Annotated in this window: 12 protein-coding genes; 2 read left to right on the top strand and 10 right to left on the bottom strand. The window is 73.7% G+C overall.

The genetic code is table 11. The annotated features are described in order from the left end of the window. Positions 1-126: 126 nt before the first annotated feature. Both AB0C78_RS31335 and AB0C78_RS31340 read right to left on the bottom strand, forming a co-directional pair. Positions 127-1,068, bottom strand: a complete 942-nt coding sequence (locus AB0C78_RS31335) for a bifunctional riboflavin kinase/FAD synthetase (RefSeq protein ID WP_360754826.1) — start codon at positions 1,066-1,068, stop codon at positions 127-129. 110 nt (positions 1,069-1,178) lie between these two features. After that, complete coding sequence (locus tag AB0C78_RS31340; protein WP_360754827.1) at positions 1,179-1,880, bottom strand: hemolysin III family protein; 702 nt, start codon at positions 1,878-1,880, stop codon at positions 1,179-1,181. Between the two features lie 209 nt (positions 1,881-2,089). Between AB0C78_RS31340 and AB0C78_RS31345 the strand changes: the two genes are divergently transcribed. Next, entirely contained in the window at positions 2,090-2,656 is a 567-nt protein-coding gene (locus AB0C78_RS31345; protein WP_360754829.1) for an MFS transporter, read from the top strand. A gap of 78 nt (positions 2,657-2,734) precedes the next feature. Continuing rightward, the gene (locus AB0C78_RS31350; protein WP_360754832.1) at positions 2,735-3,394 is read left to right on the top strand and encodes an SCO family protein; all 660 of its coding nucleotides are present in this window, start codon (positions 2,735-2,737) and stop codon (positions 3,392-3,394) included. Positions 3,395-3,432: 38 nt separating this feature from the next. Here the strand turns inward: AB0C78_RS31350 and truB are convergent, their stop codons facing one another. From truB to rimP, 8 genes are all read right to left on the bottom strand, one after another. Then, positions 3,433-4,305: a tRNA pseudouridine(55) synthase TruB gene (gene truB, locus AB0C78_RS31355; protein ID WP_360754835.1), complete on the bottom strand. Its 873-nt coding sequence runs from the start codon at positions 4,303-4,305 to the stop codon at positions 3,433-3,435. A gap of 11 nt (positions 4,306-4,316) precedes the next feature. Then, positions 4,317-5,603 (bottom strand): bifunctional oligoribonuclease/PAP phosphatase NrnA, encoded by a 1,287-nt coding sequence (locus AB0C78_RS31360; protein WP_360754837.1) that lies wholly within the window; start codon positions 5,601-5,603, stop codon positions 4,317-4,319. After that, complete coding sequence (gene rbfA / locus AB0C78_RS31365) at positions 5,600-6,106, bottom strand: 30S ribosome-binding factor RbfA (RefSeq protein ID WP_360754840.1); 507 nt, start codon at positions 6,104-6,106, stop codon at positions 5,600-5,602. Before rbfA ends, AB0C78_RS31360 begins: the two co-directional genes overlap by 4 nt. Before the next feature lie 111 nt (positions 6,107-6,217). Beyond that, positions 6,218-6,529, bottom strand: coding sequence for a DUF503 domain-containing protein (locus AB0C78_RS31370; RefSeq protein WP_225992419.1), 312 nt, complete (start codon positions 6,527-6,529; stop codon positions 6,218-6,220). A gap of 218 nt (positions 6,530-6,747) precedes the next feature. Then, entirely contained in the window at positions 6,748-9,726 is a 2,979-nt protein-coding gene (gene infB, locus AB0C78_RS31375; protein ID WP_360754842.1) for a translation initiation factor IF-2, read from the bottom strand. A 108-nt stretch (positions 9,727-9,834) separates the two neighbouring features. Further along, a complete protein-coding gene (locus tag AB0C78_RS31380) occupies positions 9,835-10,176 on the bottom strand; it encodes a YlxR family protein (protein WP_360754845.1) in 342 nt (113 codons plus the stop codon). Next, positions 10,142-11,209 (bottom strand): transcription termination factor NusA, encoded by a 1,068-nt coding sequence (nusA, locus tag AB0C78_RS31385; RefSeq protein WP_151545284.1) that lies wholly within the window; start codon positions 11,207-11,209, stop codon positions 10,142-10,144. Before nusA ends, AB0C78_RS31380 begins: the two co-directional genes overlap by 35 nt. 25 nt (positions 11,210-11,234) lie before the next feature. Further along, a complete protein-coding gene (gene rimP, locus AB0C78_RS31390) occupies positions 11,235-11,900 on the bottom strand; it encodes a ribosome maturation factor RimP (protein ID WP_360754847.1) in 666 nt (221 codons plus the stop codon). Positions 11,901-12,059 lie beyond the last annotated feature (159 nt).

Here is a 12,059-nt window from a genome sequence, read left to right on the forward strand (position 1 = left end):
TGATTGGGCGAGCGCGAACTCGCTTCGCGAGCTTCCCGGTGGGGCTCGCCTTCGGCTTCGCCCCACCGGTCAGATAGCGCGCTCGCGTGACGGCTGAGGTCGTGGAGATGGTGCGGCCCGGCGGGGCTACGCGGTGATCTCGCGGGCTCGGTCGACGTCGCGGTGCATCTCCTCGATGAGGGCGTCGATCGAGTCGAACTTCAGCGTGTCCCGGATGCGGGCGGTGAAGTCGACGCCCATGTGCTCGCCGTACAGGTCGAGGTCGTCGCGGTCGAGGGCGTAGGCCTCGACGGTCCGCTCCCCCGCGCCCTCGAACGTCGGGTTGGTGCCGATGGAGATCGCGGCGGGCCAGCGGAAGCCGGGGTAGCGGTCGGTGTCGGCGACCAGCCAGCCGCCGTACACGCCGTCCGCGGGGATCGCGGTGTGCGGCAGCGTCTCCAGGTTCGCGGTGGGGAAGCCGAGCGCCCGGCCCCGCTGGTGGCCGCGGACGACCACGCCCTCGACGCGGTGCGGGCGGCCGAGCGAGGCCGCGGCGCCCTCGACGTCGCCGGCCTCCAGCCGCTCCCGGATGTAGGTGGAGGAGATCGTGTCGCCGTTGGCGACGAGCGGCATGCCCTCGGCGGTGAAGTCGTACTTGGCGCCGAGCTCCTTCAGCAGCGCGACGTCGCCCTTGGCCTTGTGCCCGAACCGGAAGTCCTCGCCGACGATGACGTGGGCCGCGTGCAGCCGGTCGACCAGGACCTGCTGGACGAACTCGTCCGGCGGCGTCTTCGACAGGTCCAGCGTGAACGGGACGACCACGACCGCGTCGGTGCCGAGGCCCTCCAGCAGCTCGATGCGGCGCTGGGTGGTGGCGAGCAGCGGCGGGTGGGTGCCGGGCCGGACGACCTCGTCGGGATGCGGGTCGAAGGTGATCGTGACCGAGCGCAGGCCGCGGCGGCGCGCCTCCTCGGCGGCGGCGCCGACGATCCGCTGATGACCGAGGTGCACCCCGTCGAACACCCCGATGGTGACCACCGAACGGCCCCAGTCGGCGGGAACCTCGTCGAGGCCATGCCAGCGCCGCACCATGCTCTCCCTGCGTAGGACGTCCCTGCGGGTTCTGTCTGTCGACATAAGGGTGCCATGCGCCGTCCGGTGCCGTTACCGAGGGGGCGCGCTTCGGCCCGGCCGGGCGATCACCCCGCCTGGTAGACGACGAACGAGACGGCGATGTACTGCAGGACGTACGCGGCGAGGGTGCAGGCGTGGAAGACCTCGTGGAAGCCGAACCAGCGCGGGGACGGGTTGGGGCGGCGCAGCCCGTAGACGATCCCGCCGACGCTGTAGCAGACGCCTCCGAGCGCGACCATGAGGCAGGCGACGAGGCCCGCGCCGTCCAGGAACTGTGGCAGGAAGAACACGGCGACCCATCCGAGCACGATGTAGAGGGTCACGTAGAGCGCGCGCGGGGCGCCGATCCAGGTGGTGCGGAAGACCACGCCGGCGATGGCTCCCGTCCACACGGTGATCAGGACGGCGATGCGGACGCCGCCGTCGAGGGCCAGCACGGCGAACGGCGTGTAGGTCCCGGCGATGATCAGGTAGATGTTGGCGTGGTCGAAGCGGCGCAGCACCTCGATCAGCCGGTGCGAGCTGGCCTGGCGGTGGTACGTTCCCGAGATCCCGAACAGCAGCCCGGACGTGGCGACGTAGACGGCGGACGAGAGCCGGGCGAGCGGGGTGGGGCCGAGCGCGACGAGGACGAGCCCGGCGACCATGACGGCGGGGAACGCGCCGAGGTGCAGCCAGCCGCGCATCCGCGGTTTGGTGGGGGACGCGGCGGCGTCCGGTCCCGGCTCGCCGGCGGGGTCGGTCACGGGATCGGTCACCGTGTTCATGGGCAGCCTCCTCTGCAACTAACCTACGGTTACGTAGGTTACGCGACCGTAGGTTCGTCCGCACCGGCGCCCCGGGTGACGCTCGCCACGGCGCCCGCCGGACGCCGGGCGCGGGCGCTCGCCTCCCGCCGGGCGCGGGCGCTCGCCGACACGCATGATCCGATGCCGCGGCGCCCTATCTCAACCCCCATGGGACGATGGGCGCGCCCATGCCGCACCAGCCCCGCCTCCGCCTCGCCCGCGCGGTCGTCTTCGCCACGGTCTGCCTGGCCCTGACCACCGCCGGTCACGCGTACGCGGCGCACGCGGCGGTCCCGCCGTCCGCGGTCGGACTCGGGTTCCTGCTGGTCACCGGCTTCTCGCTGCTCCTGACCGGCACCGAACGCTCCTTCTGGACGATCCTCGGCGGCCTGCTCGGCGCCGAGTTCGGGCTGCACGCGCTGTTCGCCCGGGCGTCGGCCGGGACGTCCGTCCACCACCACGGCGGCGCTCCGGTCCCTGCCGCGCACGGGCACGGCGGCTGGGCCATGACGGCCGTGCACCTCGCGACCGCCCTGGTCGCGGCCGTCTGGCTGCGGCGAGGCGAGGCCGCGATGTGGTCGCTCGCCCGGAAGGTCTCGGCGGCGGCGGCCGGTCCCTGGCGGCTGCTCCTGGCCGCCGCCCTCTCCCCCGCCGCGCCCCCGGCCGCCCCGGTCATGCCCGCCGCCGGGCCGGTCCGCCCGGCGGCCGTCGCACCGCTGCGGCACGCGCTCGTCCGCCGAGGCCCTCCCGCCTGAGGAAGCACCGCATCCCCCGCAGCCGCCGCTGACGGGGCGATCCGTCATTCCCGACGTTTCCTCACGAAGAGAGTTCCCATGCACGACAACGCACATCGGTTCCGCACGATCGCGGCGGGCGCCGGGCTCGCCGGCCTGCTGGGGGCCGCCGCCTGCGGCGGCGAGTCCGCCGGAGCCAAGACCAGCGACAGCGCGCCCCGGTCCCCGTACAAGGCCACCGTGCTGCCCGCCTCGTACACCGTCCCCGACGTCACGATGACCGACATGAACGGCCGCCCCTACGACCTGCCGAAGAGGACCAAGGGCAAGGTCACGATGCTGTTCTTCGGCTACACCAACTGCCCCGACATCTGCCCGACGACAATGGCGGACGCCGCCGGAGCCATGTCGCTGCTCAGCCCGGCCCAGCGCGCGAAGATCCAGGTCGTCTTCATCACCGCCGACCCGGCCCGGGACACCCCGAAGGCGCTCAAGACCTTCCTCGGCCACTTCGACAGGTCGTTCATGGGCCTCACCGGCCCCTGGAAGACCGTCGAGAAGGCCGCCGGGATCGCGAAGGCGCCGGTCAGCCCGCCGCCGAAGCACGCCAAGGGGAACTACATGGTCCAGCACGGCAGCAACGTCATGACCTACGGGCCGGACGGGCACGGGCGCCTGCTGTTCCCGTACAAGTTCGGCAGCGCCGACATGGCCAACGACCTCAAGACGCTGCTCGCCAAGGAGAACCTGGCCACCTGACGCGGGCCGGGCCGCCTGACCCGGGCCGGGCGGCCGGGCTAGCCGACGAAGACGGCGAGGGGCTTGGCGAGCTTGCCCTGCTCCTCGACCAGGGCCAGAAGGGTCCCGTCCGGCGCGAACACGCCGACGGGGCCCGGGCCCAGGCCGGCCGCCGCGAGACGTCCGCCGTGCGCGACCTTGCGGGCGTCGTCCTCCGACACGTCGCGGCGCGGGAACACCGCCGCGACCGCCTCCGCCATCGGCAGGATCTCCAGCTTCTCGCCCAACTGGTCGAGCGTGCGCGCCATCGCCAGGTCGTACGGGCCGACGCGGGTGCGGCGCAGCGCCGTCAGATGCCCGCCGCAGCCGAGCGCCGCGCCGAGGTCGCGGGCCAGCGCCCGGATGTACGTGCCGGACGAGCACGCCACCGACGCGTCCACGTCGATCACCTCGCCGTGCCGCCGCACGTCCAGCACCCGGAACTCGTGCACCGTCACCGGACGGGCCGCGAGCTCGACCTCCTCGCCCTTGCGGGCCATCTTGTACGCCCGCTGCCCGTTCACCTTGATCGCGCTGACCTGCGGCGGCACCTGCTCGATCGGCCCGGTCAGCGCCGCGATCCCCGCGTGCAGCGCCTCGTCGGCCACGGACGCGGCGGACACCGTCGCGGTGATCTCGCCCTCGGCGTCGTCGGTGTTCGTCGATTCGCCCAGCCGGATCGTCGCGTCGTACCCCTTCTCGGTCAGCGCGAGATGGCCGAGCAGCCGGGTCGCCTTCCCGACGCCGAGGACGAGCACGCCCGTCGCCATCGGGTCCAGCGTCCCCGCGTGCCCGACGCGGCGGGTCTTCGCCAGCCGCCGCATCTTCCCGACCACGTCGTGCGAGGTCCAGTCCGCCGGCTTGTCCACGATGACAAGTCCCGAGTTCTCCACGCGCGCGCTCTCTACTCTCCGTCGGGGCCCGGCTCGCGCAGCGCGGCGCGCAGCCGGTCGATGATCCAGGCGGGCTCCCCGCCCATGGTGAACGCGGCGGCGGTGCGGTGCCCGCCCCCGCCCAGCTCCACGCAGGCGCGGCCGACGTCCACCGCGCCCTTCGCGCGCGTCGACACGTACCACTCGCCCCGGTCGTTCTCCTTCAGCACGACCGCGACCTCGGCCTCGTCGGTGCGCCTCAGCTGGTCGATGACGCCTTCCAGCTGGTCGTAGGGGACGTCGCGGGCCTCCCGGTCGGAGCGGGCGATCGTCGTCCAGACCAGGCCGCGGCCGCCCGCCGCGTCCCGCTCCAGCCGGGCCCGCGACAGCGCCCCGGCCAGCACCTGCAGGTAGCCGAACGGCGCCCGGTCCCACAGCTCCCGGCTGACCGCCTCCGGCCGGACGCCCGCCGTCAGCAGCCGTCCCGCCAGGTCGTGCACCTCCGGGGTCGTGCACGGGTACTTGAACGAGCCGGTGTCGCTGGCGAGGCCCGCGTACAGGCCCTGCGCGATGTCGCCGTCGAGCGGCACGCCGAGCCGCCGGATCAGCTCCTCGACCAGTACCGCCGTCGCGGCCGCGTCCGGATCGACCAGCCGCACGCCGCCGAACCCGACGTTGGACGCGTGGTGGTCGACGACGATCAGGTTCCCGGCCCGGCCCGCCGCGCCCGCGAGCGACCCGAGCCGCGACTGCCCCGCCGCGTCCAGGGAGATCATCAGCGCCGGCGCGGCCGGCATCAGCGCGGGCTCGACCAGGAACTCCTGGCCGGGCAGGAACCGCAGGATCGCCGGCACCGCGAACGGCTCGCCGAACGAGGCCAGGCACCGCTTGCCCATGGCGTGCAGCGCCTGCGCGAGCGCCAGCATCGAGCCGAGCGCGTCGCCGTCCGGGGCGATGTGGCAGGCGAGGCACACCTCGTCGGCCGCCTCGATCAGCTCGACGGCCCGGTCCCAGTCCATGCGCGCGGACGGCGGCACGGCCGCCCGCGCCTCGGAGTCGTTCACCTCAGCGCCGCCCGCGCCGGCGCCGTTCGGAGCGGCACCGTTCGCGGCTCCGTTGGGGCCGGCACCGCTCGCGGCTCCGTTGGGGACGGCACCGTTCAGGGCCGGTACTTGCTGCACCGCGGAACCACCGCGGACGCCGGCGCCTCGCGGCACGACGTCGTGGCCGCTCGCCGGATGCCCGCCCATCCCGTGCAGCGCGCACTCCTCGGCCCGGGCGGCTCCCGATCCCTCCGCCCGCCATTCCGGCCCGTTCACGACGACGGGCGTCCGGACCGGCCGTCCTCACCGTCCTCCGCCGCGCCCAGGTCGTCCAGATCCTCGTCGTCGAGGTCCTCCTCGGAGGCGGGCTCGCGGTACGGGTTGGCCTCCCCCGCTGGCGACGCCCCCTGCGCCGCCCTCGCCACCTCGGCGTCCTTCGCGCGGGCCTTGGCGAGCAGGTCGTCGATGTGCGCCGCGTTCTCCATCAGGGAGTCCATGACGAACGTGATGCTGGGCGTGTGCCGCACCCCGGTCTTCCTGCCCACCTCCGACCGGATGACGCCCTTGGCGCTCTCCAGGGCCGCCGCCGTCTCGGCGCGCTCGCCGTCCGACCCGTACACCGTGTAGTACACGGTCGCGTCGCGCAGGTCGTTGGTGATGCGGGTGTCCGTCACGGTCACGAAGCCGAGCCGCGGATCCTTGATCCGCCTCTCCAGCATCTCGGCCACGATCTGCTGGATGCGGTCGGCGAGCTTGCGCGCCCGAGCTGCGTCCACCATGATCGCACTCCCTTTCTCTATGGTCGCGGGGTCCCGCGGGAGACCGGCCCCCGCGGGCCCCGGTGTGCCGGCCGCCCTCCGCTCCGCCGGGGCGGGGCGGGGCACGGCCGGTCAGTCCTCGTCGTCGTTGAACAGCCGCTGCCGCGCGGACAGCAGCTCGATCTCCGGCCGCCCGAACACCAGGCGCTCGCACTGGTCGAGCACCTGGGTGCAGTTGGCCGCGGTGCCCGAGACCACGGCGATCCCGATCTCCGCCCTGCGGTGCAGGTCGTTGTCACCGGTCTCGGCCACGGCCACCCCCGGGAAGTGCTTGCGCACCTCCGCGATGATGGGCCGGACCACCGACCGCTTCTGCTTCAGCGACCGCACGTCCCCCAGCAGCAGGTCGAGCGTCAGCGCACCCACGTACACCTGGTCGATCACCTCGGGATCCACAGTAGGAACGACGGCGGTCGGCCGCCGTGTTCCCGGGCCGCCCGGCGCCCGGGAACGACAGACGCCAGGCTAGAAGAATCGCCTGGCGTCGTGTCACATTTTCTCACCGGTCCGTCCCGGACGGCCGCCCGCGCGGACCGGGCCCGGAGGCCTGGTCCGCGCGGACGGTCCGTACCGCGGACGATCGGGTGCCGCGAGCGCGGGCCTCAGTCGCGAGGCTTCTCCCGCATCTCGAAGCACTCGATGACATCGCCGAGCTTGATGTCGTTGTAGCCGACCCCGATGCCGCACTCGAAGCCCTCGCGGACCTCGGTCGCGTCGTCCTTGAAGCGGCGCAGCGACGACACCGTGAGGTTGTCGGCGACCACGACGCCGTCGCGGACGAGGCGCGCCTTGGCGTTGCGCTGGATGATCCCCGAGGTGACCATCGAACCGGCGACGTTGCCGATCCGCGGCACCTTGAAGATCTCCCGGACCTCGGCGGTGCCCAGCTGGGCCTCCTCGAACTCCGGCTTCAGCATGCCCTTGAGGGCGGCCTCGATCTCGTCGATCGCCTGGTAGATGACCGAGTAGTAGCGGATGTCGACGCCCTCGCGGTCGGCCAGTTCCTGCGCGTTGCGCTCCGGCCGGACGTTGAAGCCGATGATGACCGCGCCCTCCTCGGACGCCAGCGACAGGTTGACGTCGTCCTGCGTGATCGCGCCGACACCGCGGCGGATGATCCGCAGGCTGACCTCGTCGCCCACGTCGATCTTGAGCAGCGAGTCCTCCAGCGCCTCGACGGAACCGGAGACGTCGCCCTTGAGGATGAGCAGCAGTTCCTGCCGCTTGCCCTCCTGGAAGTCCTTGAACAGTTCCTCGAGGGAGCTGCTCTTGCGGGACTTGAGCAGTTCGGCGTTGCGCTTGCGCGCCACCCGCTTGTCGGCGATCTGCCGGGCCACCCGGTCGTCGTCGACGACCAGGAAGTTGTCCCCGGCGCCGGGCACGGCCGCGAGGCCGAGCACCATCACCGGACGGGACGGGCCCGCCTCCTCGACGTTGTTGCCGTTCTCGTCGAGCATCGCCCGGACGCGGCCGCTGGCCACGCCGCAGACGATCGAGTCGCCGACCCGCAGCGTGCCGCGCTGCACCAGCACGGTCGCCACGGCGCCCCGGCCCTTGTCCAGGTGGGCCTCGATGGCCGAGCCCTGGGCGGGCATGTCGGGGTTGGCCTGCAGCTCCAGCTCGGCGTCGGCGGTCAGGATGATCGCCTCGAGCAGCCCGTCGATGTTGGTGCCCTGCTTGGCGGACACGTCGACGAACTGGGTCTGACCGCCGAACTCCTCGGCGACCAGGCCGTACTCGGTGAGCTGCGCCCGCACCCGGTTCGGGTCGGCGCCCTCGACGTCGATCTTGTTGACCGCGACGACGATCGGCACCCCGGCCGCCGTGGCGTGGTCGATCGCCTCGGTGGTCTGCGGCTTCACGCCGTCGTCCGCCGCGACCACCAGCACCACCAGGTCGGTGGTGTCGGCACCGCGGGCACGCATGGCGGTGAACGCCTCGTGACCCGGGGTGTCGATGAAGGTGATCTTGCGCTCCTCGCCGTCGACCTCGGTCTCGACCTGGTAGGCGCCGATGTGCTGGGTGATGCCGCCGGCCTCGCCCGCCTGCACGTTGGCGTGCCGGATGGCGTCCAGCAGCTTGGTCTTACCGTGGTCGACGTGGCCCATGACGGTGACCACCGGCGGGCGGGACACGAGGTTCTCCTCGCCGCCCTCGTCCTCGCCGTACTCGATGTCGAACGACTCGAGCAGCTCGCGGTCCTCGTCCTCGGGGCTGACGACCTGGACGTCGAAGTCCAGCTCGAGCCCGAGGGCCTGCAGGTCGTCGGGGTCGACGGACTGCGTCGCGGTGACCATCTTGCCGAGGTGCATCATGATCGCGACGAGCGACGCCGGGTTGGCGCCGATCTTCTCGGCGAAGTCGGTCAGCGACGCGCCCTGCGGCAGCCGGATGGTCTTGCCGTTGCCGCGCGGGGCCGAGACGCCGCCGACGGCGGGCGCCTGCATGTTCTCGAACTCTTGACGGCGCGCCCGCTTCGACTTGCGACCGCGCGCGGGACGCCCGCCGGGACGTCCGAACGCGCCCTGCGTGCCGCCGCGACCGCGGCCGCCGCCACCCGGACGGGGGCCGAAGCCGCCACCCGGACGACCGCCGCCGCCGGCGCGGGGCGCGCCGAAGCCGCCGCCGCCACCACCGGGACGGCCGCCGCCACCGGGACCGCGACCACCGCCGCCCGGACGGCCACCGCCGCCGGGACCGCGGCCGCCGCCGCCGGGACCGCCGCGCCCGGGGGCGCCCGCGGGCCGCGAGGACGGCATGTTCATCGGGCTCGGCCGCGGGCCGCCCGGACGGGGCGGCATGCTGCCGGGACTCGGCCGCGGGCCGCCGGCGCCCGGGGCGCCGGGACGCGGACCGCCCGGACGCGGACCGCCGGGACGGTCGCCGCCGCGCGGGCGCTCGTCGCGCTCGGGACGGTCGCCGCCCGGCCGCGGGCCGGGACGCGGACCCGGCTTGGGCGCCTGGCCCATGCCGGTGTTGGTCGAGCTGAACGGGTTGTTGCCCGGACGCGGACGGCCACCGCCGCCGCCCTGGCCGCCCTGCCGGGGGCCGGGACGCGGGCCCGGCTTGGGCGCGCGCGGACCCGGACGCGGGCCGGCCGGAGCGCCGGGACCGCCGGACGGCGGGGCGCTCGGGGCCTTGGCGGCCGGAGCCTGCGGGACCTGCGGCGCCGGCTGGCCCGGAGCGGGCTGGCTCGGCGCGGGCGGGACCGGCGGACGCGGACCCGGCTTCGGGCCGCCGGCGGCACCGCCGGGGCCGGGGCGCGGCCCGGCCGGGCGCGGCGCGGCGGGCCGCGGCGCCTGCGGGCGGGCACCCTGGGATTCCGGACCGCCGTTGGGCGGACCGGGACGCGGCGCGGACGGGCGGGGCCCCTGGGGCCGCTTCTGGCCGCCTACGCGCCTGTCGCCCTGCTTGGAGGACGAACCGTTTGAAAAGGCTTCGGTAAGCCTGCGAACGACCGGCGCCTCGATCGTGGAGGACGCCGACCGTACGAACTCGCCCATTTCCTGGAGCTTGGCCATGACGACCTTGCTCTCGACACCGAACTCCTTGGCGAGTTCGTAAACCCGGACCTTGGCCACTGCACTCCCTACTCGGTCCGGGGGTGCGGCCACCGGACCGTCGTTAACCTGCCGTACTCATCGCGGCGTGCTCATCGAGCGCTCATAGCAATCTCGACCTGCTTCCGACTAGACGTCGCTTACCATTCGGCCATCCTGCTGCTGCGCGGCGTTCCCCGCAAGCCGCTCCCGCAGCGCGCTGCCGTCGAGCGGGCCCTGCAGGCGGAAAGCCCGCGGGAACGCCCGACGTCGCTCTGCGAGTTCGAGGCACCGCGGATCGGGGTGCAGATGCGCGCCCCGGCCCGGGAGCCGCCCGCGGGGATCGGGGACGATCTCGCCCTCGACCACCACCAGGCGCAACAGGTCGGACTTGGCCGTGCGGACCCGGCAGCCCACACACGTGCGTTGTGGAACCGCCCGGCCACGTTCCATGAGTCTACCGCGCCGAGGCGTCGGCGGGACCTGTCGCATGCTCTCCTGATTCGGAAGATCCGGATTCGCCGGCCTCGGGGGCCTTCGAGGGGGTCCGCCCGGACGGCCCGCCGCCCGCCGGCTCGGTGTCGGACCGGATGTCGATCCGCCAGCCGGTGAGCCGCGCCGCGAGCCGGGCGTTCTGCCCTTCCTTGCCGATCGCCAGCGAGAGCTGGTAGTCGGGGACGATCACCCGTGCCACGCGGCCGTCGAGGTCGACCACCTCGACCGCTGAAACGCGGGCCGGGGACAGCGCATTCCCGACGAACTCGGCGGGGTCGTCCGACCAGTCCACGATGTCGATCTTCTCGCCGTGCAGCTCGGCCATCACGTTGCGGACCCGGCTGCCGAGCGGGCCGATGCAGGCGCCCTTGGCGTTCACGCCGGGCTTGCGCGACCGCACCGCGATCTTGGTGCGGTGGCCGGCCTCGCGGGCGATCGCGGCGATCTCCACGGTGCCGTCGGCGATCTCCGGGACCTCCAGCGCGAACAGCTTGCGGACGAGGTTCGGGTGCGTGCGCGACAGCTGCACCGACGGGCCGCGGTGGCCCTTGCGGACCTGCACGACGTAGGCGCGCAGCCGCTCGCCGTGGTCGTAGCGCTCGCCGGGCACCTGCTCCTGCGGCGGGAGCACCGCCTCGAGCCGGCCGAGGTCGACCAGCACGTTCCGCGGGTCCTTGCCCTGCTGGATGATGCCGCTGACGATGTCGCCCTCGCGGCCGGCGTACTCGCCGAAGGTCAGCTCGTCCTCGGCGTCGCGCAGCCGCTGCAGGATGACCTGCTTGGCGGTGGTCGCCGCGATCCGGCCGAAACCGGTCGGGGTGTCGTCGTACTCGCGGAGGGCGTTGCCCTCCTCGTCGGTCTCCGTCGCCCACACGGTCACGTGCCCGCTCTGCCGGTCCAGCTCGACGCGCGCGCGCGGCGCCGCGCCCTCGGTCCGGTGGTAGGCGATCAGCAGGGCGTCTTCGATGGCCTTGACGGCCACGTCGAGCGAGATGTCCTTCTCGCTCTCCAGGCCCCGCAGGGCGGTCATGTCGATGTCCACGAGGTTCCCCCCTCTAGTCCGGCTCAGCCGGAGAACGCGTTTCCTCGGCCTCGCCGGGTGGAACGGGCGAGCCACCCCCGTCGAGGGGCTTGAACTCCACCTGGACGCGGCCGCGCCCCAGCTCGCCGAGGCCGAACCGGCGGCGCCGCGTCCCGGTGTTCCTCGGTCCGGCGGACTTGCCGCCGCCCTTGCCGGACCCCTTGGCCCGGCCCGTGGCGACGTCGATCTCGACGGCCTCGTCGTCGGCCGCCACCACGCGGCCCTCGACCTGGCCGCCCTCGGCCAGCGGGACGACGACCAGCCTGCCGACGGCGCGGCGCCAGTGCCGCGGCTCGGTGAGGGGACGGTCGACGCCGGGCGAGGTCACCTCCAGCACGTACGGCGAGGTGCCCATCACGTCGGACTCGTCCAGCAGCCCGGAGGCCTTCTCGCTCAGCCGCGCGATGTCGTCCAGGCCCACGCCGCCGTCGCCGTCCACGACGATCTTCACGAGCCGGCGGCGCCCGGCGGGGCGCACGTCGACCTCCTCCAGGTCGAACCCGGCCGCGGCGACCGCGGGGGCGAGCAGCGCGGTCAGGTCCGCGATGGCGGCGTCGCGGGCCGGCCGGGCCGGCGCGTCGCCGCGCCCGCTCCTGGCGCGGCCCCCCTGAGCGCGGCCACCGCGGGACTCGACGCTCATGGGACCCTCCTCCTGTTGTGCCTTCCCGCCCGCCGGTGAGGGCGGCGGGACCTGTCGCTGAAGTCACCGCTTGTCCGCTGACTCCTCAAGACTATCGAGAGCCGGACACCTCAGCGGCCTTTCGAACAGCTCACCGGCGCGCCGGATATGGAATGCTTG

Origin of the sequence: Actinomadura sp. NPDC048394, assembly GCF_040651755.1 — a bacterium.
GTDB classification, from domain to species: Bacteria; Actinomycetota; Actinomycetes; order Streptosporangiales; family Streptosporangiaceae; genus Spirillospora; species Spirillospora montaniterrae.